Origin of the sequence: Streptomyces sp. NPDC000151 (assembly GCF_040301705.1) — a bacterium.
Lineage (GTDB): Bacteria > Actinomycetota > Actinomycetes > Streptomycetales > Streptomycetaceae > Streptomyces.
This window is the reverse complement of sequence record NZ_JBEPFC010000028.1, coordinates 1-23,851: the sequence shown is the minus strand read 5'-3', so window position 1 is coordinate 23,851 and position 23,851 is coordinate 1. Positions and strand designations below refer to the sequence as shown.

Here is a 23,851-nt window from a genome sequence, read left to right as displayed (position 1 = left end):
GGCGGAACGGCCGCCGAGCCCCGGCCGGCTTCAGCTCGCTGCGCTGTTCAGCGCCGTGAGGACCGCGCCGTATGCCTCCTTCTTCTGGTAGTTGCCGTTGAAGAGCAGCGGGGTCTCCTGGGCTCGCCAGGAGTACTTGTCGGTGACGCCCCACACGGTGATGCCGTTGCACCGGGCGACGGCGACGCATGCCTGAGTGACCTGCCGGTACACGTTGGCCTGTGCCGCTCCGGCCCCGCCGACGTCGAGCTCAGTTATCTGCACGTGCACGCCGAGGTCGGCGAAGCGCTGGAGGTTCTGCCGATAGGTGCTGAGGTTGGAGTTCGAGTCCAGGTGACTCTGGAAGCCGACGCAGTCGATCGGGACGCCGCGGGCGCGGAAGTCCTGGACCATCCGGTAGATGGCGTCGCTCTTGGCGTTGATGCCGTCGGTGCCGTAGTCGTTGTAGCAGAGCTTGGCCTTGGGGTCGGCTGCTTTCGCGGCGCGAAAGGCGTCCTCGATCCAGCCGTTGCCGAGCTGCTGCTGGAGGTTGGACTGGCGGCGGCTGCCGTCCCATTCGAACGCCTCGTTGACCACGTCCCAGGAGTCAATCTTGCCCGCGTAGTGGCCGACGACCCCAGCTATGTGACCCCGCATCGCCTGGCGCAGATTGTCGCCGGTGAGCCCCTGTACCCAGCCGGGCTGCTGGTCGTGCCAGACCAGGGTGTGGCCGCGTACGAACTTGCCGTGCTGCTGGGCGTAGCCGACGAGTTGGTCGCCGCCGCTGAAGTTGAACTGACCCCGGCTGGGCTCGGTGGCATCCCATTTCATCGCGTTCTCTGCGACCACGCTGGAGAACTCCCGGTTGAGCGTGCTCTCGTAGTCGGTCTCACCGAGGTGCGGGGCGACCGCGACGCCGAAGTACCGGCCGTGCGCGGCGGCCGCGGCGCCGAGGGTTTCGGCGGCCTGAGCGGTGGGCGAGAACGCCAGGACGGCCGCTGCCGCCAGGACGCCGGTCACCGTGATGGTGATCGCCGACCGGGTGCGTCGCGGGGTGTGTTCTCCGAAGGATCTGTCGGTCATTGTGTGTCCCTCTCTTATCGGGGGGGCAGGGCCTGGACTCCTACGGCCGTCGGCCGTCGGGCCAGGACGGCTTCCCAGTGGGTGCCGTTGCCGGTGGCGTCGGCGAGGAGGCGGTCGCGGGCGGCCGTGTCGTGGTACAGGCGCCAACGGACCAGTCCACGAGGGTGTTCTGGGTCCGGTCGAAGGTGGGGAACCCCGGATTCAGGTACGCGGCGTGGTCAGCGCCGGCATGGGTGAGAAGCGCCTTGGGCGTGCCCAGCTCCTCGTACGCGCGCCGGGCCAGGGCGTAGTCGCAGGTCGGGTCCCTGGCGCCGTGGATGAACAGCACGCCTGCATAAGGTGCGTCGCCTTAACGACATGCGTGACTCCTTGCGTGTAGTGGGGGGGAGGGCCGCCCGAGCCGTTCGGCAGCCCGGAGCCCGTGGGGGGACAGAGGTTGTCAGCAGCTGGATCCGCTCTGCGTGGCCAGGCCGAGCCGGTAGGGCAGCTGGGAGTACTCGCCGCTGGAGTTGGGGTCCCGGCCCTGGTAGAGGAGCCGGAGGTCGCAGGGATCGATGGTCATGGTCTGGTCGCTGGTGGCGCGGACCAGCTCGCCGTGGCTGATGTCCTTCGTCCAGACGCCCCCAGGGAAGGTGACGTTGGTGGAGCGGGCGAAGGGGTTGGCTTCGGTGGCGGCGAGGGGCTGCCACGTGCCGGTCAGGCCCTTGGAGGTGAAGGAGCGGTAGTAGCGGTTGCCGTCGCCGCCGATGGCCTCCCAGATCAGCAGATAGGTGTCGGTGCCCTTGACGCGGTAGACCGCGCCTCCTTCGAACAGGGCGGAGCGAGAGTCCTGGAGCACGATCCGGGTGTTGCCGAAGCCGTTGGGGAAGTTGGCGACGGTGGTATCGGACCGGTACACGTGGCCGTTGTCGTCTGCGGAGAACAGGTAGCACTTCGCGGCATCGCAGATCACGTAGAAGTCGAGCCAGTTGCCGTTGCCGATGTTCTGCCGGACGACGTCGGGCATGCTGTTCGTGAGGTTCTTGGGCGCGGACCAGCTGGTCGGGTCGTTGATGTTCTTGGTGGTGGAGTACGACGGCAGGCCGGTCTGGTAGACGAGATACCACTCGTCCTTGGGGGCGAAGTAGAAGGCATGCGGGGCGGCGCGGTAGCCGGGACCGATGGCGGAAGCGGTCTCCAGGTGGGTCTGTTTCGCGTCGGCGGCCTGGGACCAGTTGTCGAAGCCGGTCTGGGCCAGGCTCCAGTCGCCGGAGGTGCTCGCGGTGGTCATGAAGACGTGCCACCTGCCGTTCTTGTCCTGGACCACTGACGGGTCCTTGACGGCTACGGAGTTACTGCCGTCCTGATGCGGTGAGATCAGCGGCCCTGTGGACGACCATCGGAAGCTGCCTGGCAGCGCCTGTTGGGGGTGTCCGCTGGTGCCGCCCCCTTGGCTGGTACGGCGAAGAACGCCGTGAGCAGGGCGATGAGCAGGGCCACATAGGCGTGGCGGCTACGGGGGCGGGGGCGGAGACGGTGCGCCAAGGACATGGACAACTCCATAGCGGCTCGGCCGGTGGGCTCGCCTCACGGTGTCTGGTGCGCCCGGTTGTTCGAGGACCGGGCCTGTGGAGGCCGGGGCTGTGGAGGGGAGCCTCACCGGAACAGGAGGTGGGGGGTGGTGCGCATGCAGTGGTGCGAGATCGGTCTGTTGTACGGCCCTGGCCGGGCCAGCTCAACGCTCGTTCGACATATCGGACATCGATCGGGTTTCCAGACGTAGGAATAATGGAGCCTTGACGGTGTCCGGTCAACGCTTCGCGCGCGACACTTTCAGCCTTCGGATCGAAACCTTTCGCGAAATTTCCCTGGCGCCGCGGCGAGTGGGCGACTTGGAGGGCACCGAGGCACCCTCTGGCCGCACCGGACGCTGCGCTCAGTTCGCCGACGGAGCCGCGCTCAGCCCTTCGGCAGAGTCGCGCTCTGATGGGCCACCAGTTTCGTGGCGATCTCCAGGCCGAGCTGCGGCACCCTCTCGCCGCGGCCGGGCGCGAGGACCAACTCGATTGCGGTGGCCGCCATTTCACTCAGCTGCTGCGGAAACCTCGACATCATAGGGAGGTCCTTGTTGCCCCACGCCCCGACCGTCGGGCAGCTGCTCCACCAGCTGCAGACTCTCGACCAGGGGTGTGACCGAGATACGCACCAAAGGGGCAACGGGATGATCTTGAAGCCCTGATCCGCTCGGATTTACTTGCGGCGACGTGCGGCGGGGTCGCGTTCGGCGACGTGCCGGGCGACCGAGTCGACGCCGGGGCGGGCATACCGCTCCAGGGATCGGACGGAGGCGTGGCGGGAGCGGGCCAGCAGCATCGGGGGATGTGCCGTCCTCGGCGTCGTGCGTCAGGGCACTGTGCCGGAGCCGGTGGAGCGTCCAGCCGTCCAGGTCCTCGATGTCGTCGGGTGAGGCAAGGGGGTTGGCCAGGAGCCGGGTGGCCTCTTCGAAGATCTCCTCAGCGCGGCGGTAGGAGAGCCGGGCCCGGCCGGTCTCCGGGCACACGTCGAGCGTCGGCGTTCCGGCCGGGGCCTTGCGGTCGGTGAGGAACAGCGGGGCGCGGGTGCGGCGGGCGATGAGGCGGGGCAGCAGCTGGGCGGTGCCCGACTGCCAGCGAATCCACTTCGTCGCCCCGCCCTTGGCGGTGATCTTCCGCCGCTTTCCTGCGGGTACAGGTCTTCCACGTTGAGGCACAGCACCTCGTCGGCCCGAGCGGCGGACTCGTAGAGCATCTTCCACTGCGTCTTCTCCCGCAGGGCGACGTCTAGGCGCCACAGGACGGCGATCTGGCTCTCCGCCAGGGCCTTGGTGCGGTCCGGCGGTGCCGGCCGCCGCTCGATGCCGATCGTCGGGTCGCCTTCGATCCAGCCCTGGCGCTGCCACCAGCCGATCGCCTTGCGCGCGATGGACAGCTCCCGGTTGACGGTGTCGGCGTCCATCTCGTCCGCCCGGGCCGCCGCCAGCTCAGCCAGGACCCGCTCCACGCAAAGAGAGGGGGCCGGACACGCGTCCGCCCCCTCTTCGCGCGCTTCAGCCGTTCCACGGCTCCCACAATGCCTTCTCGTCAGGAGTGGCCGGCGGTCCCCACACCAGCATCCCGTCGATCAGCCCCGGCTTGTAGCCCGGGAACATCTTCGGATACTCCAGCCGGTCGGCCGTCTCCTCCAGGAGCATGGTCAGCGACTTGTCCTCGACCGTGCGCTCACCGGTGTCGTCCCAGCCCCCGGTTTCGCCCGTCTCGCCGTCGACGAACCTGCCGTAGCTCAGGTCCGTAACACTCCACGAGCAGAAGGGAATCCAGGACGGCCTCCACAGCGGCATCCCCTCCTCCTCGCCGAACTGCTCCTCCCGCCGCCGCTGGCTGTTCATGTGCCCCTGGTACGACCTCGGCACCGCATCAAGGTCCATCAGGGCCCAGCCGTGATCCGGAAACAGCCCTGCCCCGCGCACATCGAGGCTCCCCGCGCACAGCCGCCACAGCGTCCGCAGCGATACCGGGGCCCGCACGCCGAGAGCCTCCTCAAGCGCGGCGATCTCGTTCTCCGACGCGCCGGGCTTGAGCGCCGCGTGCGTGGTGGGGGCGTGCCGGCGCAGCCAGGTTTCGATGCGCTGCCATGCGTCGGTCGCCTGCCGTGCCTGCACCGCGTCCTCGAGTGGTCCCTCGTTCCGGCCCCCAGGCTCGGGCTCTGCCGTCCGCGCAGGCGCGTTGGTCAGCACGTCCCCTGCGTACCTGCACCGTGCCCTCGTCCAACGCCGGTGGCCCGTAGGCGTAGAGCACGTCCAGCGCCGGGCAGTCGTCGAAGGTCTCGCCGTCGACATGGACCACGTACTCCGACGGTTCCCAGCCCGGAGTGCCCATCAGCGGGTCGTCCGCCAGCTGGGCGCACAGCGCCTTCAGCGCATACGCGACGCCGGGCCCCAGCTGCGTGCAATGATCCCGTATGTCGTCCGGCACCTCAACCGCCATGCCCACGCCCTCCTCGTCTTCTTCCGCCCCCCATCGGTGGCGAGGCCAGATTGTCACCAAAGCCGCGGTGCTGCGAGCGATTGATCGTGTCGCGGCGATGCGGTCGAGCGCCTTTGGCGACGGGCCGGCCGGTGCGCCATGAGCAGGGCGGCCGGGCCCTCCAGGCGCCACCGAGGAGAGCTTTCTCGGGGCGTGCGTCAGCCCCGGATCAGCCCAGGAAGCTGAGTCGCACCTGACGGCTTGGATTGTCGCCGTTCGTGTCGACCAGGCACACCGACTGCCACGTGCCCAGGGCGAGGTGGCCGTCGGTGACCGGGAGGGTGGCGTGTGGGGGGACGAAGGCGGGGAGGACGTGGTCGCGGCCGTGGCCGGGGCTGCCGTGGCGGTGGCGCCAGCGGTTGTCGGCCGGGAGCAGGTCGCGGAGCGCGCCGAGCAGGTCGTCGTCGCTGCCCGCGCCGGTCTCGATGAGCGCGATGCCGGCGGTGGCGTGCGGGACGAAGACGTTCAGCAGGCCGTCGCGGCCGGCCGCCGCCTCGGCGAGGAACGCCGCGCAGTCCCCCGTGAGGTCGTACACGGTCTCGGCCGAGCCGGTGGAGACGTTCAGTACGCGGGTGGTGAATGCGTTTGCCATGGTCTTTTCCCTGTTCTGAGTGGCGTTGCCTGGGGTTGCTGTTCATGATCGGTGATGGGGTGGGGCGGGTCCGGTCTGACACACTGCCGCAATAAAGGACCACTGGCCGAGACGGCGATTGACCCGGTTCCGGCCACGCGGCTACGTTCTGCGACATGTCTACGTCAGCCTTGCTCACCACGCGCGGTCACATCGACCTGCTGCGGGTGGCCTCTGCCGCCTGTCGCCGCGGCTGCTGACGACCCTTCGTTTTTCCTTTCTTTCTTTCGCGCCGCCTCTCCTCGTGGCGCGCGGTTCGCCGTACTTGCGTGCGGTCTGCCCTTCTTCCCGTTCGCGGAGCCTCCATGACGCCTGATCAGGCCGTAATCGATCGATCCTCTTCGCCACCCGATTCCTCCGATATATCTGATACCTCCCAAGGGCCTGATGTCTCTCGGAGTGCCGACGCCTCCCAGGGGCCCGAGCTCGTCACTCTCGTGCCGGTCTCGGCACGTCGGCGGTCCGTGCCGCGATGGCTGCGCCGTACGGCCGGGCCGGTGGGGCTGCTGGTGCTGTGGCAGGTGCTGAGCGCGACGGGCGTGCTCCACCCCGACGTGCTCGCCTCGCCCGGCACCATCGCCAGTACCGCCGCGGGTCTCGTCTCGGACGGGACGCTGCCGTCGGCGATGCTGGTGTCCGTCCAGCGCGTACTGGTCGGGCTGGCACTGGGCGGCGTCGTCGGCATCGCGCTGGCGCTCGCCTCCGGGCTGTCGCGGCTGGGCGAGGACCTGGTGGACGCGACCGTACAGATGCTGCGGTCCATCCCGTGGGTGGGCGTCATCCCGCTGTTCATCATCTGGCTGGGCATCGGCGAGGCGCCGAAGATCGCGTTGATCGCGCTCGGTGTGGCCTTCCACCTGTACCTGAACGTGTACGCCGGGATCCGGGGTGTGGACGCCCAGTTGGTCGAGGCCGGGTCCTCGCTCGGGCTCGGCCGCTGGGGGCTGATCCGGCACGTCGTACTGCCCGGCGCGCTGCCGGGTGCGATGACCGGGCTGCGGTACTCGCTGGCCACCGCCTGGCTGGCGCTGGTCTTCGGCGAGTCGGTCAACGCCGACGACGGCCTCGGCTTCCTCATGAACCAGGCACGGGAGTTCTTCCGTACCGACGTGATCGTCGTCTGCCTGATCGTGTATGCGGTGCTGGGGCTGCTCGCCGATTTGCTCGTCCGTACTCTCGAAAGGCTGTTGCTGCAATGGCGACCGACGTTCACGGGTCAGTGAGCCCGACGACCTCCCGTGCCGACTCCACCGCCGTACGCGTGGCCGGGCTGACCCGCTCCTTCGGCGGGCGTCCGGTCATCGACGGGCTGGAACTGACCGTGCGGCCGGGCGAGTTCGTCGCGCTGCTCGGGCGCAGCGGCTGCGGCAAGTCGACGCTGCTGCGCGTACTGGCCGGGCTCGACCGGGAGATCGAGGGCGAGGTGTCGGTACCGCGTCGCTCGGCCGTCGCCTTCCAGGCGCCGCGGCTGATGCCCTGGAAGAAGGTGTGGCGGAACGTCCTGCTCGGGCTGCCCGGGCACCCCGAACGGGAGGTCGCGGAGCGGGCGTTGGGCGAGGTCGGCCTCGCGCACCGTACCGACGCCTGGCCGAAGACGCTCTCCGGCGGCGAGGCCCAGCGCGCTTCGCTGGCCCGTGCCCTGGTGCGCGAGCCGGACCTGCTGCTGCTCGACGAGCCGTTCGGCGCGCTGGACGCACTGACCCGCATCAAGGCGCAGCGACTGGTCGCCGAGCTCTGGCGGCGACGCGGCTGCGCGGTGCTGCTGGTCACCCACGACGTCGAGGAGGCGCTGCTGCTCGCGGACCGGGCGGTGGTCATGGACGAGGGCGTCATCGCGTACGAGACCCCCATCGACCTGCCGCGCCCCCGGGACATCACGTCCCCCGGCTTCGCGGCGCTGCGCGCCCGCCTCCTGGACCGGCTGGGCGTGGAGGGCCCGGCGGACGGACCGGCAGCCGGAACGGCGGACAGCGGCCTCGCGGGCAGCGACCCCGCGGACGGTCCGGCGGGCGACGGCCCGGCAGGTGACCGCCCGGCAGGCGACCGCCTGGCCGACGCGGCCTGAGGCCTCCAGCGAATCCCCTTCCACTTCCAAGCTCACGAACCAACGCACACCCAATGAACGGAACTGTGATGAGACCACGCCGATCGGCCCGCGCCCTCGTACCGGGTGCCGCCCTGCTGCTCCCGCTCGCGCTGCTGCTGACGGCCTGCGGCGGCGCGTCCCGGGCGGACGGTTCCGCCGGCGGTGCGGGCAGCGGCACCGACGGCAAGGGCTCGGTGACGCTGAATGTCGGTGACCAGAAGGGCGGCTCCGAGGCGCTGCTGCGGGCCGCCGGCGAGCTGGACGACCTGCCGTACCGCATCAAGTGGTCCACCTTCACCTCCGGGCCGCCGCTGCTGGAGGCGCTGAACGCGGGCGCCGTGGACATCGGCGGGGTCGGCAACACACCGCCCGTCTTCGCCGCGGCCGCCGAGCAGAAGCTCAAGGTCGTCGCCGCCTCGCACAGCTCCTCGGAGGGCGAGTCGATCCTGGTGAAGAAGGATTCACCACTGAAGCGGCCCGCTCAGCTCAAGGGCAGGACGATCGCGGTGGCGCAGGGCAGCTCGGCCAATTACCAGCTCGTCGCCTCACTGAAGAAGGCCGGCCTGACGACGAAGGACGTCAAGCTCAGCTATCTGCAGCCGGCGGACGCGCTGGCCGCGTTCACCCGCGGCCGGGTGGACGCCTGGGCGGTGTGGGACCCGTACACCTCGCAGGCCCTGGACCAGGCCGACGCGCGCGTGCTGACCACCGGGCAGGGCGTCGTCAACGGCCTGAGCTTCCAGGTGGCCGCGCCCGCCGCGCTGAAGGACAAGAAGAAGGCCGGGGTGATCAAGGACTACAACGACCGGCTGCGGCGCGCCCAGGACTGGGTGTACAAGCATCCGCAGAAGTGGGCCGAGGTGTGGGCCAAGGAGACCGGACTGCCGGAGAAGGTGGCGCTGGACGCGGTAAAGCGGACGCGCGGTACGGCCGTACCGGTCGCGGTCGACAAGGCCGCCGTCGCCTCGGAGCAGCAGATCGTGAACACCTTCGCGGACATCGGGCTCATCCCCCGCAAGTACTCCTTCGCCGACTTCGTCGACACCCGTTTCAACGGTGACCTGCCGCCTTCGAGCACCCGGCCGCGTACGTACGGAAAGACCGGCTGAGCCGGGCTGTGGGGTGCCGCCGGGAAGACAGCGGCACCCCCCGCGGTTAGTACGACCATGGACTACACCAGCGGGGCGCGTGACGTCGAGGTCGTCGTGATCGGCGCAGGTCAGGCCGGTCTCGCCGCCGCCTTCCACCTGCGGCGGCTGGGCTACGCACCGGATCAGGACTTCGTCGTACTCGACCACGCGCCGCGCCCGGGCGGCGCGTGGCAGTTCCGCTGGCCCACGCTCACGTACGGCAGGGTCCATGGGATGCACGCGCTCCCCGGCATGGAGTTGACCGGTGCCGACCCCGGCCGCCCCTCCGCCGAGGTGATCGGGGACTACTTCAGCACGTACGAGCAGACCTTCGGCCTGCACGTGCACCGGCCGGTACATGTCACCGCGGTACGTCCGGAGAGACCGGAGCCGGACGGCCCGGAGCCGGAAGGCCCGGAGCCGGACGGCCCGGAGCCGGGCGGCCGGTTGCTCGTCGAGTCCTCGGAGGGGACGTACGCGACCCGGGCGCTGGTGAACGCGACCGGGACATGGGACCGCCCGTTCTGGCCGCACTTCCCTGGTCAGGAGCGGTTTCGCGGGCGTCTTCTGCACACCGCCGGTTACCGCGGCCCGCAGGAGTTCGCCGGGCAGCGGGTCGTCGTGGTGGGCGGCGGCACCTCTGCCGTACAGCATCTGATGGAGATCGCCGAGGTCGCGGCGGACACGGCCTGGGTGACCCGGCGGCCGCCGGCCTTCCGCGAGGGCCCCTTCGACGAGGAGCACGGCCGCGCCGCCGTGGCCCTGGTCGAGGACCGCGTCCGCCAGGGCCTGCCACCCCGCAGCGTGGTCTCGGTCACGGGCCTGCCGATGACCGAGGAGATGCGGCGGGCCCGGGAGCGGGGTGTGCTCGTCCGCCGGCCGATGTTCGACCGCATCACGGAGGACGGCGTCCGCTGGGCCGACGGCACCGCCTACCCGGCCGACGCGATCCTCCTGGCCACCGGCTTCCGCCCGGTCATCGACCACCTCACCCCGCTCCGCCTCCGCGACCCGGGCGGCGGCATCCGCATGGACGGCACGCGTACGGTCCGCGACCCCCGCGTCCACCTCGTCGGATATGGCCCTTCGGCCAGCACCATCGGTGCGAACCGGGCGGGACGCGCCGCCGCACGCGACATCCGGCAGTTGCTGGAACGTGTGCCGGTGGTCGTCTGAGGCGGAGAGGGGGGCATCGGTGGCTCATTCGAACCGCGTCGGGTCGCCCGCTCCCCTGCGGACGATCTCGGTCTCACCGCCGGAGAAGTCGATGACCGTGGTCGGCTCGGTGCCGCAGTCGCCCGAATCGACCACCGCGTCCACCACGTGGTCGAGCCGTTCCTTGATCTCCCAGCCCTGGGTCAGCGGTTCGTCCTCGTCGGGCAGGAGCAGGGTGCTGGAGACCAGCGGCTCGCCCAGTTCGGCGAGCAGGGCCTGCGCGACGACGTGGTCGGGGATGCGGACCCCGACCGTCTTCTTCTTCGCGTGCAGCAGCTTGCGCGGCACTTCCTTCGTCGCCGGGAGGATGAAGGTGTAGCTGCCGGGCGTCGCGGCCTTGATGGCGCGGAACACGTCGTTGTCGATCTGGACGAACTGGCCGAGCTGCGCGAAGTTCTGGCACACCAGCGTGAAGTGGTGGCGGTCGTCGAGGTTTCGGATGGACCGGATGCGGTCGATGCCGTCACGGCTGCCCAGCTGGCAGCCGAGGGCGAAACAGGAGTCCGTCGGATAGGCGACGAGCGCGCCCGAGCGGATGCTGTCGGCCACGCTGCCGATGGTGCGCGGTTGCGGGTTTTCGGGGTGCACATCGAAGTACTTCGCCATCCGTCGAGCGTAGGCGATGTGATCGGCGATCCGCACAACCACTGGTGGTGACGACGTAACCGGTGAAGTTCGTTGACGAGCGGCTATGGCGACTTACTAGATCAACTAGCTAAACAATTGCTTAACTGAGCAGAACGTCTAGACAACGTTGTCAGCCCCCTGCAGAGTGTTCCGCCGAGAACGGATTCCCCCCATCCACGTTGGGAGCTGGGTGTGAACATGAGAAGGAGACTGGCCACTTTGGTGGGCGCGTTGACCGCTGTCGCCGCCTCGTTGTGCGGAGCGTCGATGCCGGCTCAGGCGGCAGCCGTGCCGGGATTCCACGTCAGTGACGGACGGCTGCTGGACGCGAACGGTAAGGACTTCGTCCTGCGGGGCGTGAACCACGCCCACGCCTGGTACCCGGACCGGACGGCCAAGGCGCTGGCGGACCTCAAGGCGCGCGGCGCCAACTCGGTGCGCATCGTGCTCGGCACCGGGGACCGCTGGGCGAAGAACGACACGGCGGACGTCGCCGCGGTGGTCGACCAGTGCAAGAAGAACCGGCTGATCTGCGTATTGGAGGCGCACGACACCACGGGGTACGGGGAGCAGAGCGGCGCCGCGTCGCTGTCCCGCGCGGTGGACTACTGGATCAGCGTCCAGAACGCCGTGAAGGGGCAGGAGAAGTACGTCATCCTGAACGTGGGCAACGAGCCCTACGGGAACACCGATTACGGCAGCTGGGCTTCCGACACGTCGGCCGCCGTCAAGCGGCTGCGTACCGCCGGGTTCGCGCACACGCTGATGGTGGACGCGCCCAACTGGGGCCAGGACTGGTCGTTCACCATGCGGGACAACGCGGCCGGCGTCTTCAAGAGCGACCCCCAGCACAACACCGTGTTCTCGGTCCATATGTACGGCGTCTTCGACACGGCCGCCGAGGTCGACGACTACCTCAACCGGTTCGTCAAGGCCGGCCTGCCCCTCGTGGTCGGCGAGTTCGGGGACAAGCACTCGGACGGCGACCCGGACGAGGACGCGATCATGTCCCGTACGCAGCAGCTCGGCCTGGGGTATCTGGGCTGGTCCTGGAGCGGTAACGGCAGCGACGTCGCGTACCTCGACATGGCCACCGGTTTCGACACCAGTCGGCTGACCGGCTGGGGCAAACGGTTCTTCGACGGGGCCGACGGCATCAAGCAGACCGCCCGCGAGGCCGGCGTCTTCGGCAACTGACCAACCGTCAGCCACCGAGCCGGTCCGGTCCCCGGCCGGGCGCACGCCGCCCGGCCGGGGACCGGACACCCGCCTCGGCCTCGACCACTTGAAGGAGCGCGGCCCGTGCCGTTCACCGATCTGCCGCTCGACCGGCTTCGTACCTTCCAGACCGACGCATCCGCCCCCGTCGACTTCGACGCCTTCTGGAAGGAGTCACTTGCGCTGTCGTACGCGTCGGCCGGCGCCCCGACGGTCACCCCGGTCCGCGACCCGCTGCTGACCGCCGTCGACGTGGCCGACGTGCGGTTTCCCGGCTGGCGCGGACAGCCCGTCGCGGCCTGGCTGGTCAGGCCGGCGGGCGCCGCCGGACCGCTGCCCACGGTGATCACGTACCTCGGTTACGGCTGCGGACGCGGCCTGCCGACCGACCACCTGCTCTTCCCCTCGGCCGGCTACGCCCAGCTGGTCGTCGACAGCCGGGGGCAGGGGCATGACACACCCGACCAGGAGGAGGGGGACGGACCCCAGTGGGTCGGGGGGTTCATGACCCGCGGCATCAACGATCCGCACCACCATTACTTCCGCCGGCTCATCACGGACTGCGTGCTCGCGGTCGACGCGGCCCGCGCGCTGCCGTACGTCGATACGGACCGCATCATCGTCCAGGGCGGCAGCCAGGGGGGCGGGCTGGCGCTCGCGGTAGCCGGACTCGCCGGGGACCGCGTCGCCGGTGTACTGGCCGACGTGCCCTTCCTGTGCCACTTCCGGCGGGGTGCCGCAATCGCCACGGAAGGTCCCTACGCCGAGCTCGTGCAGTACCTGCGCCAGCACACGCGCGACGATCCGGAACGGGCCTTCGGCACCCTCGACTACTTCGACGGCCTCCACTTCGCGCCCCGGGCCTCGGCACCCGCGCTGTTCAGCGTGGGCCTGATGGACCCGGTGTGCCCGCCGTCCACGGTGTACGCCGCCGTCAACCGCTACGCGGGCAGGGCCGCCATGAAGGTCTGGCCGTACGCCGATCACGGCGGTGGCCAGGGTTCGATGGCACCCGAGCAGCTGCGCTGGCTGCGTGACGAAGGGCTCTCGCCGGGCGCGGAGCGGTGCCGGGCAGTGTCGTGAGGGCGGGCAGCGCGGCGCGTCTCAGTGGCCCGGGTGGGTCTCCCAGCGGGGGCCCTGGTCCGGGTCGTCGGTGTCGGCCAGTTGGGTGACCAGGCCGTGGGTGGTCGTGAGGTCGTGCAGCAGGGTGCGGGTCCGGTCCGCGGGGAGGCCGGCGGTGCGGGCGATCTCGTCCAGGTACGCGCCGCGGCCCTGTTGCTGTTCGGCCTCGGTCACGGCCTGGAAGACCCGTTCGTGGTCCTCCCCGTAGCCCGGACGGCCGCGGCCGCTGAAGCTGCGGGTGGGTTCCTGGGAAGCGCCGGGCCTGACGGGGCCCGTCTGGGCGGCGGGCCAGTCCTGCTTGCCGCGGTGGACCGGTGCCACCTTCTCCTCGTGGGTCAGCGTGGACCGGTCCGGCACGTGCGTGCGCTGTTTCGACGCGCCTGTCGTGCGGCCCTGCGCACTGGGCGTCTCCCCGGCCTGCTCGGCCTCGCGTGCGGCCGCGCGGCGCTGGTCCTCGTCTCCTTCGACCTTCTTGCGCACCATGAGGTGTACTCCCTGTTCGACTGGGCGACGGCGGTCTCGCCGGCGGTCCGCCGGGCTGCCCCGGCCGGTACCGCATCCTCAGCGTCCCCCGTCCCCGGCGGCGCGACCACCGGGGCGCCGCCGTCCGCAGTGCCCGCCGAACGGGCGACTCATGCATGAGGCGGTGCGCCCTCGATCGGGCGGCCGAGCACGCCGGGCCGGCGCTGGCGGGGCAGCGGGCCGCCGGGCGGGCGGTAGTCGACGCCCAGGGCGTCGAGGCGCGCGTAATGGCCGGCCATCCGCGCCTCGAAGTCCTGATAGTCCCGTTCCGCCGGCCCCGGCAGCGCGGACCAGGCGACCTCGGCGAACGCGGCGAGCCGGGGAAAGGCCTGGTAGTCGACGCGGGAGCGGTTCTGCATGACCTCGGTCCAGACGTTGGCCTGCGTGCCGAGGATGTGCCGGGCCGCCTCGGGGGAAAGACCCGGCGGTACGGGTTCAAACCGGTAGACGTCCTCCAGGGTGCGTACGTAGCCGATGGGCATCGGCTCGTCGGGGCCGCCGTGCTGGCGGTGGTCCAGGTACACCTGCTGCTGCGGGCACATCACGACGTCGTGCCCGGCCTCGGCGGCGGCGATGCCGCCCGCGTAGCCGCGCCAGGAGGAGACCGCGGCGCCTTCGGCGAGGCCGCCCTCCAGGATCTCGTCCCAGCCGATGAGGCGGCGGCCGCGCGCGGTCAGCCAGCGGTCGAAGTGGCGGATGAACCAGGACTGGAGTCCGTCCTCGTCGGCCAGGCCCAGCTCCGCGATCCGGGCCTGCGCGGCCGGGGACCGCCGCCACTGGACCTTGGGGCACTCGTCGCCCCCGATGTGCACGAAGGGCGAGACGGCGGCCGGGAAGAGGTCGAGTACCTCGGTGAGGACGTCCTCGTAGAAGCGGAGGGTGGTGTCGGTGGGTGCGAGGACGTGCGGGCTGACGCCCCAGCTGTCCCACACCTCCAGCGCCGCGGTGTCGACGACGTCGGTGTTGCCGAGCCAGGGGTAGGCGGCGATGGCGGCCTGGGAGTGACCGGGGATGTCGATCTCGGGGACGACGCGGATGTGCCGCTCGGCGGCGTACGCGACGATCTCCCGGATGTCGTCCTGGGTGTAGTACCCGCCGTACGGCGTCTCGTCCCACAGCTCCGACGCGCGGTGGCCGTACTTGGTGCGGGCGCGCCAGGACCCGACCTCGGTGAGCCGCGGGTGGCGCTTGATCTCGATACGCCAGCCCTGGTCGTCGGTGAGGTGGAAGTGGAAGACGTTCAGTTTGTGCGCGGCGAGCAGGTCCAGGTAGCGGAGGACGTCGTCCTTGGGGAGGAAGTGGCGGGCCACGTCGAGCATCATGCCGCGCCAGGCGAAGCGGGGGCCGTCCTCGATGCGTACGGCCGGGAGGGACCGGGTGCGGTCCGGGGCGACCGGGGCGCGGCGGAAGGCGTCGGCGCCGAGGAGCTGACGCAGCGTCTGGGCGCCCCAGAAGACGCCGGCCGGGCCGCCGCCGGTGATCCGTACGGCGCCGCCGGTGGTGTCCAACCGGTAGCTCTCGGGCGGCAGTTCGGGGTCTACGGTGAGTGTGATCGTGTGGGGCGCGCCGGCGGGGCCGGGCGGGAGCGGCAGTCCGAGTGCGGCGCCGAGGGTGGTGCGCAGCCATCGCTCGGTGGTTTCGGTGCCGGGTCCGGCCGCGAGGGCGGTGGTGTGGTCGAGGACGCATGTCTCGTCCTCGACGGCGTCCATGTGTACGGGGGCGGGGAGCAGTTGCGCGTTCATGGCATCAGTCCTTGACCGCGCCGCCGAGTCCGGAGACCAGGCGTCGCTGTACGAGTACGAAGAAGACCAGGACGGGGACGGTCATCACCGTGGAGGCGGCCATGATCCCTCCCCAGTCGTTCTCGTCGGGCTTGAAGAAGACCAGCAGTGCCATGGGCAGTGTGGACTGCGAGGTGTCGCTGATGAGGAAGGACTTGGCGAACAGGAAGTCGTTCCAGGTGGAGATGAAGGAGAAGACGCTGGTCGCGGCCAGGCCGGGAAAGACCAGCGGGAAGAGGATCTGCCACAGGAAGCGGGCGCGGCTCGCGCCGTCGATCGCGGCCTGTTCCTCCAACGCGTCCGGTACCGCCTTGACGAAGCCGCGCAGCATCCAGATGGCGAACGGCAGCGAGAAGGCGAGGTGCGGCAGGATCAGTGAGCCGAGGGTGTTGAGCTGGCCGAAGTCCCGCATGAGGAAGAACAGCGGGATGGTGAGCGCCTCGACCGGCACCATCTGCGCGACCAGGAACATGATCAGCAGGGTGGTGCGGAACCGGAAGCGGAAGCGGGTGACCGCGGTGGCGGCCAGGAAGGCGATCAGCGCGGAGGCGAGGACGACGGTGCCCGCCACGATCAGGCTGTTGAGGAAGTACCGGCCGAAGTCCTGCTGTGCGAAGACGCGGCGGAAGGAGTCCAGGGTCGGGGCGAGGGTCCAGGGGCTGGGGTCGGTGGACTGGATCTCGTCGGCGGGTTTGAGGGCGGAGAGGACCATCCAGTACAGAGGGAAGGCGACGAGGACGGCGATGGCCACGGCGGCGGCCTCGGCGGCCAGCCGGCCGGGGCGCCGGATGCGGAGCGGGCCGAGCAGGCTCACAGTTCCTCCCCCTGTCGCCGCACGATGCGCAGGTACACCAGCGTGACGGCCAGCAGGATCAGCAGCATGACGACGCCGATGGCCGAGCCGAGGCTGTACTGCGAGGAGGCGAACGCCTTTTGGTACGCGTACACGTTGAGCACGAGGTTCTGTCCGGCGATGCCGCCGCCGCCCGTCATCACGTAGATCTGGGTGAAGACCTTGAAGTCCCAGATGACCGACTGGATGGTGACGACGACGAGGATCGGCCGGAGCATCGGCGCCAGGACCGAGCGCCAGATACGCCACTGCGAGGCGCCGTCGAGCGCTGCCGCCTCCAGTATTTCCGCGGGGACGGCACGGATGCCCGCGTACACGGTCACCATCACGAACGGGAACGAGCACCAGACGACTTCGAGGAGGACCAGGGCGAACGCGCTGTACTGGCCGTACGTCCAGGAGAAGTCGCCGAGCCCGAGCACCCTGTTGACGGGCCCGAAGTCGGGGTCGAAGAGGAAGACCCAGACGGTGGAGCCGGTGATGGCCGGGGTGGCCCAGGCGCCGAGCGCGGCCATCATCAGGACGAGCCGGGGCAGCGCGCGGACGCGGGTCAGCAGGACGGCGAGCGCGCAGCCGACCAGGAGGGTGGCGAGCACGCAGGCGGCGGCGAAGAGGACCGTGGCGAGGAGCACCTGCCAGAACTGGCCGTCGGTGAAGAGCGCCGCGTAGTTGCCGAATCCCTGGAAGGAGGTCGGTTGCCCGCCGCTGACCTGGGCCTGGGTGTACTCCAGGAAGGAGATCAGGCCGAGCTGGTAGATCGGGTAGACGAGCAGCCCGCCGAGCAGGACGAGCGCGGGCAGCAGGTAGAGCCAGGGCGTCCAGCGGGAGCGGCGCAGGGCGGTCGAGGTCAAGGGGCGGCCCTTACCGCGCGGCGGAGAACGCGGCGTCCATCTTCTTCGCCGCGTCGTCGGACGCCCGGTCCACGCTCTTACGGCCGCTGACGATCTCCTGGTACATGGTGGGGAGGATCAGCGAGGCGTCGATCTGGCCCCAGGCCGGGGAGGCGGGCACGAACTTGGCCCCGGCGTGCAGGGTCTTGACGAACGGCGCGACGTACGGCTGCTTCTTCGCGGCCTCGTCCAGCACGTCGGTGTAGGTCGGCAGGAAGCCCATCGCGTCGAAGAGTCCCCGCTGCGATTGTTTGCCGGCCAGCCACTTCATGAGGTCCACCGCGAGGGTACGGTGCGCGGTGCTCTTCAGGACGCCGATGTTGTTGCCGCCCGCGAAGGCCGGGGCGATCGACCCCTTCTTCGCGCCGGGGAGCGGGACGACCGCGTACTTTCCCTTGGCCTTGCTCGCCTCGACGGCGGCGTGGCTGAAGTCGCCGCCGATGGCCATGGCCGCCTTGCCGGAGGTGAAGGCGGTGACGGTGGCGTTGCCGCCCATGGAGGCGCACTTGTCCGCGGGGCAGTTGGCGTCGCCGAAGAGCGCGGCGTAGGTCTCGATGCCCTTGCGGGCCTTCGGGGTGTTGACAGCCGCCTTGTACGTGTCGCCGCGCTGCACGGCGAGTTCGCCGCCCTCGGCCCAGAGGAAGGGCAGGGCGCCGTAGGTGTACGCGCCGCCGACCGCGAGGCCGTAGAGGCCGGGCCGGGCCTTGTGGATCTTCTTCGCCGCCGAGACCAGCTCCGCCTGGCTCTTGGGCGGCGCGATGCCGAGGTCCTTGAGGACGTCGGTGCGGTAGTACAGCGCGCGGACGCCGACGAAGAGCGGCGCGCCGTAGACCTTGCCGTCGACGGTCACGGACTGTTTGGCGGTGGGGTCGGTGTCCTTCGCCTCGTCCCAGGCGGTGTACTCCGCGGTGACGTCGGCGAGGCCGCCGTCCTTCACATAACCGGCGGTGTCGGTGTTGCCGTACTCGATGAGGTCCGGGGCGCTCGCGGGGTCGTTGAAGGCGGCCTTGATCCGCTGGGCGCGGGTGTCGACCGGGATGTACTCGACCTGTACGTCGGTGCCCTTGTGCTGCTTCTCGAACGCGGCGACGGCCGCGTCGACGACCTTCTCCTTGGGCTTGTTGCCGACCTCCCGGAACAGCCACACGCGCAGCGTCCCGCTCTTCTCGTCCTTGGTCCCGCCGCTCGCCGAGGTCTGCGGAGCGCAGCCGGTGACGGCGAGGCCTGCGAGGACAAGTCCCGCCAGCGGAGCGGCTATTCGGGCATACACGGTCATCGACACCCCTACAGATCGCGCGTTGCAACATACGCAATGAACGTTTCGCTCTGCACAACTGGCGAGATCATATGGGCGCCGAAGAACGCCGACAAGTGGTCTGTACCACTCAACTGGCGTTCAGTATCGGCCAATCGAACTTAAGGCGATTGTCTTAGTAAGACACGCGTCTTACGGTGGCCGGGACGCCGACGCCCGGAGGAGCCCCCCATGACCGACGAGGCCACACCGATCCCCGACTACCCGTTCGCCCAGCCCCACGTGCTGGAGCCGCCGCAGGAGTGGGCCGAGAACCGGGCGAAGTGCCCGGTGGCGCACGTCCGGATGCCCAGCGGCGACGTGGTCGGGCTGCTGACCGGATACGACGAGGTCCGCACCCTGCTGGCCGACCCGCGGTTCAGCCGCAACCTCGCCCGGGAGGGCGGGGCACGCCTGTCGAACACCGAGGACGGCGGGATGTTCAGCCGGCGCAACCCCGGCGCCACGGACATCCAGGAGGGCCCGGGGCACCAGCGCTGGCGGCGGCTGCTCAGCCGCGCCTTCACGGTGAAGAAGATGGAGGCGTGGCGGCCGCGCATCCAGGGCATGGCCGACGAGCTGGTGGACGCCATGATGGCCGGGGGCTCACCCGCCGACCTCCGGACGGCCCTCGCGCTGCCGCTGCCGGTCCAGGTCATCTGTGCGCTGCTGGGCGCGCCGAGCGAGGACCAGGAGAAGTTCGCGTACTGGTCGGAGGTGGCGTTGACGCTGACCAAGTACACGCAGGAGGAGGTCGACGCGGCGCAGCAGGCGTTCCTGGACTACGCCTCGGACCTGGTCGAGCAGAAGCGCGCGCACCCCGGTGACGATCTGCTCAGCGAGCTGACCCTCATCTCGGACAGCCAGGACGGCCGGCTCAGCCACGACGAACTGGTCTCCACGGCGCGGGGTCTGCTGCTGGCCGGGCACGAGACCACCTCGAACATGATCCTGAAGATGACGGCGCTGCTGCTGGCCGAGCGGGAGCGTTACGAGGCGGTGGTCGCCGACCCGGAGCTGGTCACGGGCACGGTCGAGGAGTCCCTGCGGATGGACCCCCTGGCGGGCGTCGGCATCCCCCGGTTCATCACGGAGGACACCGAGGTCGGCGGGGTACCGGTCGGCGCGGGCAGCAATCTGTTGGTCAACATGGCCGCCGCCAACCGGGACGCACGCAAGTTCCCCGAGCCCGACCGGTTCGACGCGCGGCGCGAGAACAACAGCCAGCACGTCACCTTCGGCGCCGGTCCGCACTTCTGCGTCGGCCAGACACTGGCCCGGGTGGAGCTGAACGTGGTACTGAGTACGTTCGCCCGGCGGCTGCCCGGCCTGCGGCTGCGGGACACCCCGGAGGAGCTGCGCCCCCGGGACGGCGTCGCGGCCGGCGGCCTGCAGGAGCTGTGGGTCACCTGGTGATCACGGAGCATCGGGGCAGCGGGAACGAGGAGATAGCATGAAGATCACCGTGGACCAGGAAGCGTGCTGCGGCAGCGGGTTGTGTGTGCTCAAGGCCGATCAGGTCTTCGATCAGCGGGAGGAGGACGGTGTCGTGATGCTGCTGGCGGAGGCGCCGTCGCCGGAGGACTTCGAGGATGTGCGCGCCGCGGCCGCGGGGTGCCCGACCGGAGCCATCCGACTCGCGGAATGAACACCCCAGCACCGGCCGCCCCGCCGTCCCCCCGCTCCGTGGTCGCGCGGAACAAGCTCATGCGCACCGCGGAGCGGCTCTATGCCGAGAAGGGCTTCGCGAACGTCTCGGTCCGGCAGATCAGCGAGGCGGCCGGCCAGCGCAACAACTCCGCGGTGCAGTACCACTTCAACGGCCGTGACGAGCTCATCAAGGCGATCCTGTCGAGCTACACCGACGTCATCGAAGAGCGCCGCATCGCCATGGTGGAGGCGCTGCTCGGCACGGAGCGGGCGGTGACGCGGGAGGAGCACTACGCCTGTCTCATCCTGCCGGGCGTCGAGTACCACATCGAAGCGTCCGCGCCGACCTGGGGCGCGCGCTTCTTCGCCCAGGCCATCGTCGAACCGGCGCTGCGCGAGTACGTGATCCAGGAGCAGCTGAACACGCCGTCGCTGCGCCTCCTCAACACCCGTGGTGCGGTGCGCCGGAAGGACTTCGCGCCCGGGCTGTTCCAGCGGTACAGCGCGATGGTGCGGCAGCTCAGCGTGCACGCCTTCGCGGAGCTGGAGTACGACCTGGCCAACGGCCGGATCGAGCAGCGGGAGGCGGAGGCGCACTGGCGGGTGCTGGGGCAGGACCTCATCACGGCACTGTGCGGACTCTCCACCGCCCTGCTCGGCGGGGCCGGGCGCTGAGGCTCAGCGCAGGCCCAGCCGGTCGGCCGCCGTGTCGCCGCGGCTGCCGACCGGCAGGACGCCGGTGGCGGCGGCCAGCCCGTACGGCGGCATGTCGACATAGACCGCCTCGTACGCGCCCGCCGGCACGAGGTAGTTCTCGTGGTAGAGCCCCACGGCGCCGCGGCTCTCCCGGATCCGCCGGTTGAACTCCGCCCACGCGGGCCGGTGCCGCCGCCGCGCATCCGAGGCGTACGCGAGCAGCTTGTCCTGCGACTCCCAGTACTGGATCAGCTCGATCACCCGGGGCGGGCCGAACCGGGTCCGGGAGCCCAGCAGCCCGCTGTCCCGGTCGGCCAGCAGCTCCCTGATCAACGGTGCCATCGCCCGGCTCACCGGCACCCAGTACCGCGGCGAGCGGAGCCGGTTGACGCGCATCCCGAGGACGAAGACGACCAGGTCACCCGTGGCTGCCGCGGTGGTACGGCCGAGCTCAGGGGGCGGTGTACGGGGCGTCATGCGGGCACCCCGCACTCCGCGCCCGCCAGGGCCTCGCGGGCGAGCCGCGCGTTGTGGACGAGGTGCGCGGCATCGAGCAGCTCGTCGTGCGTGCCGGAGCCGTCGAGCCGGACCGCGCCGGTGCGGGAACTCTCCTGCCAGCCGGCCCGTTTCCCCAGTACGTACGGCAGTCCGCTGCGCTCGGCGGCGATCACCGTGATCGGTGCGGCGACCGTGCCGAGGTTCGGCGTGCGGCAGCAGAAGGCGAGGTAGTCCCGGGCCTGGCCGACGGTCTCCGCGGCGAGCGGGCCCGCACCGGCCCGCAGGCCCAGCCGGTCGCGCAGCCCGTCCTCGAAGCGGGCCAGCTGCTCGCCGTCCAGCGGCCCGGCCTCGGTGAAGCGGTAGGAGTCCAGCAGGACCAGCCGGGACACCTCCCTCCCCCGCCGTTCCAGCTCCTTGGCCACTTCGAAGGCGAGATTGCCGCCGAGCGAGTAGCCGAGCAGGGCGCACGGCCCGGCCGGCCGCAGCGACTCGATGAGGTCGGCGTAGCGGGCGGCCTTGGCCTCGTCGGGGAGATAGTCGAACGCGATGAGGTGGAAGTCCCCCAGGTGCATGGCCAGTTCGCGGTACACGGCGCCGTGGCCGCCCGCCGGCGGGAAACAGAAGACCGTACGATCCGGGGCCGAATCGTCCGGGTCATCCGGGTCGTCCGGCCCGAAGCGGACGTAGGGCGGTGCGTCGTCGGCTTCGCCTGCCACCACATCCTCGACGGTGCGGGCCATGCCGCGCAGGGTGGTGTCCTTGAACAGCGGGCCGACGGGGATCTCGGTGCCGTACTCGGTGCGCAGGTGGTGGATCAGCTCGATGAGGGTGAGCGAGTTGCCGCCGGCCGCGAAGAAGTCGTGCTGCGGGCCGAGGAGTTCACCGCCGAGCAGGGCCTGCCAGTGCGCGGCCATCCGCGCCTCGTAGGGAGTGGCCGGGGCCTCGGGGGCCCCGGGCTCCGGCTCGTACGCGGGGGCCGGGAGCGCGGCGGTGTCGACCTTGCCGTTCGCCGTCAGCGGCAGCGCGGGCAGCGCCACGAAGTGGGACGGGATCATGTAGGCGGGGAGGTGGTCGGCGAGCCTCCGGCGCAGCTCGCCCCGGTCCACCCGCGCCCCTTCGTCCGGTACGTAGTAGGCGCACAGGGTGTTGTCGCCGCCGTCCGTGCGATGGGTCGTGACGTGGACCTGGCGGAGCCCGGCGCAGCGGGACAGCTGTGTCTCCACCTCGCCGGTCTCCACGCGGTGGCCGCGCACCTTGACCTGGCGGTCCGCGCGCCCCAGCAGGTGGACCGTGCCGTCGGCGGACCAGCGGGCCAGGTCGCCGGTGCGGCAGAGCCGGCGCGGCGCGCCGTGCAGAGCGAGGGTCGGGAAGCGCCGGGCGGTCTCCTCCGGGGCGCCGAGGTAGCCGGTCGCGAGGCCTTCGCCGCCGATGAAGAGCTCGCCGGTCACGCCGGGCGGCACCGGCTCGCCGTACCGGTCGAGGACGTACAGCTCGCTGTTGGGCAGCGGGCGGCCGATGGGGACCGTCGCGCCCGGTGCGAGGCCGTCCACCGGGCCTTCGAAGTACGCGCTGTCGATGGTGGCCTCGGTCAGCCCGTACGAGTTGACCAGGCGGGTCCGCGGTCCGCACAGGGCGCGCAGCCGCCGGTGCTCACCGGCCCGCCAGGTGTCCGAGCCGACGATGAGCAGGCGCAGGAAGTCCAGCCGCAGCCCGGCCGCTTCGCAGTGGCCGATCAGGCCGCGGGCGACCGCCGGGACGAATTCGGCGCAGTCCACCCGCTCCTCGGCCATCGTCCGGTACAGCCGGTGGGTGTCGAAGAGCAGATCGCGGTCGGCGAGGAGCAGGGTGCCGCCGGAGCACAGCGCGCGCACCAGGTCGCCGGTGAAGACGTCGAAGGACGGGGCGGCCATCTGGAGGTGGACGCCGACCTCGTCGTCGAGGCGGTACTCGGCGCGCCAGGCGGCGTGCACGGCGGCGAGGCTGCGGTGGCTGACCCGGACGGCCTTGGGGCGGCCGGTCGAGCCGGAGGTGTGGATGAGGTAGGCGGGCGCGTCCAGGGAGATGGGCGGCTCGGGATCAGGGTCGTCCGGGGCGGGCACGTCCAGCTCGTTCAGGGTGACCGCCTCGGGGCCGGGTCCGCTCCCGTCGGGCTCGGGCCGGTCGGGCTCGCGTCGGTCGGGCGCCCCATCGGCCACGAGCAGGACGGCGCCCGCGTCCGCGATCAGGCGGGCCGTCCGGTCGGCCGGATGGCCGGGGTCCAGGGGCAGATAGCAGCCGCCGGCCCGCAGCACCGCGAGGAGTGTGACGATCAGCTCCGGCGACTTGGCCATGCGGACCGCCACCACGGCGCCGTCGCGCACCCCCAGCGCACGCAGCCGGCGGGCCGCCCGGCGGGACCGTTCGTCCAGTTCGGCGTAGCTGAGCCGGCGGGTGTCGCCGGACGTCGTGGGGGCCACGACGGCGACGGCTCCGGGCCGCTCGGCGGCGCGCCGCCGGGTGTGGTGGGGCCCCCGGCCGGCGTGGTCCCCCGGCCGGC

At 70.8% G+C, this 23,851-nt stretch carries 24 protein-coding genes and 1 pseudogene; 10 read left to right on the top strand and 15 right to left on the bottom strand.

Annotation, left to right across the window (positions count from 1 at the left end; all coding sequences use genetic code 11):
* Window positions 1–30: 30 nt before the first annotated feature.
* The 7 genes from ABT381_RS11695 to ABT381_RS11665 all read right to left on the bottom strand — a co-directional run bounded on the left by ABT381_RS11695 (window position 31) and on the right by ABT381_RS11665 (window position 5,694).
* Window positions 31–1,062: a glycoside hydrolase family 10 protein gene (locus tag ABT381_RS11695; RefSeq protein ID WP_351591421.1), complete on the bottom strand. Its 1,032-nt coding sequence runs from the start codon at window positions 1,060–1,062 to the stop codon at window positions 31–33.
* A 40-nt stretch (window positions 1,063–1,102) separates the two neighbouring features.
* Window positions 1,103–1,390 carry an alpha/beta hydrolase gene (locus tag ABT381_RS11690; protein ID WP_351591418.1) on the bottom strand — a complete coding sequence of 96 codons (288 nt, stop codon included), beginning with the start codon at window positions 1,388–1,390 and terminating at the stop codon, window positions 1,103–1,105.
* A gap of 111 nt (window positions 1,391–1,501) precedes the next feature.
* Entirely contained in the window at window positions 1,502–2,419 is a 918-nt protein-coding gene (locus ABT381_RS11685) for a glycoside hydrolase family 62 protein (RefSeq protein WP_502965703.1), read from the bottom strand.
* A 581-nt stretch (window positions 2,420–3,000) separates the two neighbouring features.
* The gene (locus ABT381_RS11680) at window positions 3,001–3,123 is read right to left on the bottom strand and encodes a hypothetical protein (protein WP_351591415.1); all 123 of its coding nucleotides are present in this window, start codon (window positions 3,121–3,123) and stop codon (window positions 3,001–3,003) included.
* A gap of 168 nt (window positions 3,124–3,291) precedes the next feature.
* Entirely contained in the window at window positions 3,292–3,414 is a 123-nt protein-coding gene (locus ABT381_RS11675) for a PmrA (RefSeq protein WP_351591413.1), read from the bottom strand.
* A gap of 712 nt (window positions 3,415–4,126) precedes the next feature.
* Window positions 4,127–4,813 (bottom strand): SMI1/KNR4 family protein, encoded by a 687-nt coding sequence (locus ABT381_RS11670; RefSeq protein ID WP_351591411.1) that lies wholly within the window; start codon window positions 4,811–4,813, stop codon window positions 4,127–4,129.
* A gap of 458 nt (window positions 4,814–5,271) precedes the next feature.
* The gene (locus ABT381_RS11665; RefSeq protein WP_351591409.1) at window positions 5,272–5,694 is read right to left on the bottom strand and encodes a YjbQ family protein; all 423 of its coding nucleotides are present in this window, start codon (window positions 5,692–5,694) and stop codon (window positions 5,272–5,274) included.
* Window positions 5,695–5,849: 155 nt separating this feature from the next.
* On the opposite strand from ABT381_RS11665, the gene ABT381_RS11660 reads away from it, so the two are divergent.
* The 5 genes from ABT381_RS11660 (at window position 5,850) to ABT381_RS11640 (ending at window position 10,125) form a co-directional block, all read left to right on the top strand.
* On the top strand, window positions 5,850–5,933 hold the full coding sequence (locus ABT381_RS11660) for a putative leader peptide (protein ID WP_351591484.1): 84 nt from the start codon (window positions 5,850–5,852) through the stop codon (window positions 5,931–5,933).
* A 105-nt stretch (window positions 5,934–6,038) separates the two neighbouring features.
* Window positions 6,039–6,956: an ABC transporter permease gene (locus ABT381_RS11655; protein ID WP_467754654.1), complete on the top strand. Its 918-nt coding sequence runs from the start codon at window positions 6,039–6,041 to the stop codon at window positions 6,954–6,956.
* Complete coding sequence (locus ABT381_RS11650) at window positions 6,929–7,798, top strand: ABC transporter ATP-binding protein (protein WP_351591406.1); 870 nt, start codon at window positions 6,929–6,931, stop codon at window positions 7,796–7,798. Before ABT381_RS11655 ends, ABT381_RS11650 begins: the two co-directional genes overlap by 28 nt.
* Before the next feature lie 68 nt (window positions 7,799–7,866).
* Complete coding sequence (locus ABT381_RS11645) at window positions 7,867–8,928, top strand: ABC transporter substrate-binding protein (RefSeq protein ID WP_351591403.1); 1,062 nt, start codon at window positions 7,867–7,869, stop codon at window positions 8,926–8,928.
* A 57-nt stretch (window positions 8,929–8,985) separates the two neighbouring features.
* Window positions 8,986–10,125 carry an FAD-dependent oxidoreductase gene (locus tag ABT381_RS11640; protein WP_351591400.1) on the top strand — a complete coding sequence of 380 codons (1,140 nt, stop codon included), beginning with the start codon at window positions 8,986–8,988 and terminating at the stop codon, window positions 10,123–10,125.
* A 24-nt stretch (window positions 10,126–10,149) separates the two neighbouring features.
* On the opposite strand, the gene ABT381_RS11635 is transcribed toward ABT381_RS11640, so the two are convergent.
* Window positions 10,150–10,770, bottom strand: coding sequence for an L-threonylcarbamoyladenylate synthase (locus ABT381_RS11635; protein WP_351591397.1), 621 nt, complete (start codon window positions 10,768–10,770; stop codon window positions 10,150–10,152).
* A 288-nt stretch (window positions 10,771–11,058) separates the two neighbouring features.
* On the opposite strand from ABT381_RS11635, the gene ABT381_RS11630 reads away from it, so the two are divergent.
* Both ABT381_RS11630 and ABT381_RS11625 read left to right on the top strand, forming a co-directional pair.
* Window positions 11,059–11,988, top strand: a complete 930-nt coding sequence (locus ABT381_RS11630; RefSeq protein ID WP_351591395.1) for a glycoside hydrolase family 5 protein — start codon at window positions 11,059–11,061, stop codon at window positions 11,986–11,988.
* A gap of 105 nt (window positions 11,989–12,093) precedes the next feature.
* A complete protein-coding gene (locus ABT381_RS11625) occupies window positions 12,094–13,092 on the top strand; it encodes an acetylxylan esterase (RefSeq protein WP_351591392.1) in 999 nt (332 codons plus the stop codon).
* Between the two features lie 21 nt (window positions 13,093–13,113).
* Here ABT381_RS11625 and ABT381_RS11620 read toward each other — a convergent pair whose 3' ends face one another.
* The 5 genes and pseudogenes from ABT381_RS11620 to ABT381_RS11600 form a co-directional block, all read right to left on the bottom strand.
* Complete coding sequence (locus ABT381_RS11620) at window positions 13,114–13,614, bottom strand: hypothetical protein (protein ID WP_351591389.1); 501 nt, start codon at window positions 13,612–13,614, stop codon at window positions 13,114–13,116.
* A 149-nt stretch (window positions 13,615–13,763) separates the two neighbouring features.
* Window positions 13,764–15,395 (bottom strand): beta-N-acetylhexosaminidase, encoded by a 1,632-nt coding sequence (locus tag ABT381_RS11615; RefSeq protein WP_351591386.1) that lies wholly within the window; start codon window positions 15,393–15,395, stop codon window positions 13,764–13,766.
* 4 nt (window positions 15,396–15,399) lie between these two features.
* The gene (locus ABT381_RS11610) at window positions 15,400–16,248 is read right to left on the bottom strand and encodes a carbohydrate ABC transporter permease (RefSeq protein ID WP_467754439.1); all 849 of its coding nucleotides are present in this window, start codon (window positions 16,246–16,248) and stop codon (window positions 15,400–15,402) included.
* Window positions 16,245–17,219, bottom strand: a pseudogene (locus ABT381_RS11605) (carbohydrate ABC transporter permease); the annotation flags it as partial. The gene ABT381_RS11610 and the pseudogene ABT381_RS11605, both read right to left, overlap by 4 nt.
* The gene (locus tag ABT381_RS11600; protein WP_351591380.1) at window positions 17,149–18,453 is read right to left on the bottom strand and encodes an extracellular solute-binding protein; all 1,305 of its coding nucleotides are present in this window, start codon (window positions 18,451–18,453) and stop codon (window positions 17,149–17,151) included. The pseudogene ABT381_RS11605 and the gene ABT381_RS11600, both read right to left, overlap by 71 nt.
* Window positions 18,454–18,663: 210 nt before the next feature.
* On the opposite strand from ABT381_RS11600, the gene ABT381_RS11595 reads away from it, so the two are divergent.
* Genes ABT381_RS11595 through ABT381_RS11585 form a run of 3 tightly spaced genes read left to right on the top strand, consistent with a single transcriptional unit; the run spans window position 18,664 to window position 20,796 of the window.
* Window positions 18,664–19,887: a cytochrome P450 gene (locus ABT381_RS11595; RefSeq protein WP_351591377.1), complete on the top strand. Its 1,224-nt coding sequence runs from the start codon at window positions 18,664–18,666 to the stop codon at window positions 19,885–19,887.
* A gap of 37 nt (window positions 19,888–19,924) precedes the next feature.
* A complete protein-coding gene (locus ABT381_RS11590) occupies window positions 19,925–20,119 on the top strand; it encodes a ferredoxin (protein WP_351591374.1) in 195 nt (64 codons plus the stop codon).
* Complete coding sequence (locus tag ABT381_RS11585; protein ID WP_351591371.1) at window positions 20,116–20,796, top strand: TetR/AcrR family transcriptional regulator; 681 nt, start codon at window positions 20,116–20,118, stop codon at window positions 20,794–20,796. Before ABT381_RS11590 ends, ABT381_RS11585 begins: the two co-directional genes overlap by 4 nt.
* 3 nt (window positions 20,797–20,799) lie before the next feature.
* Here ABT381_RS11585 and ABT381_RS11580 read toward each other — a convergent pair whose 3' ends face one another.
* The gene (locus tag ABT381_RS11580; protein WP_351591369.1) at window positions 20,800–21,294 is read right to left on the bottom strand and encodes a DUF4188 domain-containing protein; all 495 of its coding nucleotides are present in this window, start codon (window positions 21,292–21,294) and stop codon (window positions 20,800–20,802) included.
* Window positions 21,291–23,851 (bottom strand): amino acid adenylation domain-containing protein (locus ABT381_RS11575; protein ID WP_351591366.1); only part of this gene is annotated, 2,561 nt, incomplete at its 5' end. The genes ABT381_RS11580 and ABT381_RS11575, both read right to left, overlap by 4 nt.

Coding starts and splice junctions, on each gene's coding strand:
- ABT381_RS11695 (WP_351591421.1), bottom strand. CDS start 1,062: ATGACCGACAGATCCTTCGGAGAACACACCCCGCGACGCACCCGGTCG.
- ABT381_RS11680 (WP_351591415.1), bottom strand. CDS start 3,123: ATGGCGGCCACCGCAATCGAGTTGGTCCTCGCGCCCGGCCGCGGCGAG.
- ABT381_RS11675 (WP_351591413.1), bottom strand. CDS start 3,414: ATGCTGCTGGCCCGCTCCCGCCACGCCTCCGTCCGATCCCTGGAGCGG.
- ABT381_RS11665 (WP_351591409.1), bottom strand. CDS start 5,694: ATGGCAAACGCATTCACCACCCGCGTACTGAACGTCTCCACCGGCTCG.
- ABT381_RS11660 (WP_351591484.1), top strand. CDS start 5,850: ATGTCTACGTCAGCCTTGCTCACCACGCGCGGTCACATCGACCTGCTG.
- ABT381_RS11655 (WP_467754654.1), top strand. CDS start 6,039: ATGACGCCTGATCAGGCCGTAATCGATCGATCCTCTTCGCCACCCGAT.
- ABT381_RS11650 (WP_351591406.1), top strand. CDS start 6,929: ATGGCGACCGACGTTCACGGGTCAGTGAGCCCGACGACCTCCCGTGCC.
- ABT381_RS11645 (WP_351591403.1), top strand. CDS start 7,867: ATGAGACCACGCCGATCGGCCCGCGCCCTCGTACCGGGTGCCGCCCTG.
- ABT381_RS11640 (WP_351591400.1), top strand. CDS start 8,986: ATGGACTACACCAGCGGGGCGCGTGACGTCGAGGTCGTCGTGATCGGC.
- ABT381_RS11635 (WP_351591397.1), bottom strand. CDS start 10,770: ATGGCGAAGTACTTCGATGTGCACCCCGAAAACCCGCAACCGCGCACC.
- ABT381_RS11630 (WP_351591395.1), top strand. CDS start 11,059: ATGCCGGCTCAGGCGGCAGCCGTGCCGGGATTCCACGTCAGTGACGGA.
- ABT381_RS11620 (WP_351591389.1), bottom strand. CDS start 13,614: ATGGTGCGCAAGAAGGTCGAAGGAGACGAGGACCAGCGCCGCGCGGCC.
- ABT381_RS11615 (WP_351591386.1), bottom strand. CDS start 15,395: ATGAACGCGCAACTGCTCCCCGCCCCCGTACACATGGACGCCGTCGAG.
- ABT381_RS11600 (WP_351591380.1), bottom strand. CDS start 18,453: ATGACCGTGTATGCCCGAATAGCCGCTCCGCTGGCGGGACTTGTCCTC.
- ABT381_RS11595 (WP_351591377.1), top strand. CDS start 18,664: ATGACCGACGAGGCCACACCGATCCCCGACTACCCGTTCGCCCAGCCC.
- ABT381_RS11590 (WP_351591374.1), top strand. CDS start 19,925: ATGAAGATCACCGTGGACCAGGAAGCGTGCTGCGGCAGCGGGTTGTGT.
- ABT381_RS11585 (WP_351591371.1), top strand. CDS start 20,116: ATGAACACCCCAGCACCGGCCGCCCCGCCGTCCCCCCGCTCCGTGGTC.
- ABT381_RS11580 (WP_351591369.1), bottom strand. CDS start 21,294: ATGACGCCCCGTACACCGCCCCCTGAGCTCGGCCGTACCACCGCGGCA.